The 231-nt window shown below is 40.3% G+C and carries 1 tRNA gene; it reads left to right on the forward strand.

Annotated features, from left to right (window positions below):
* A tRNA-Val gene (locus ACVA54_RS19780) sits at positions 1 to 76 on the forward strand.
* The last annotated feature ends 155 nt before the right edge of the window (positions 77 to 231 follow it).

A 231-nucleotide genomic window follows, 5' to 3' on the forward strand; every position in this document is an offset into this window, starting at 1 on the left:
GGGCGATTAGCTCAGTTGGGAGAGCACCTGCCTTACAAGCAGGGGGTCACTGGTTCGAGCCCGGTATCGCCCACCATCTTTAAGCATTTTTGAAGCGAAAAATCCGCTGAGAATGTTTAAAAATGGTTTTCATTAGCTATTTATTAGTGAAAGAAATCTAGCTCTTTAACAATTTGGAAAGCTGACTAAACAATCCTTGTCTTTAAATAGATGGGAGATTGTTTGTAAAGT

This window comes from Vibrio sp. PNB23_22_6, assembly GCF_052877535.1.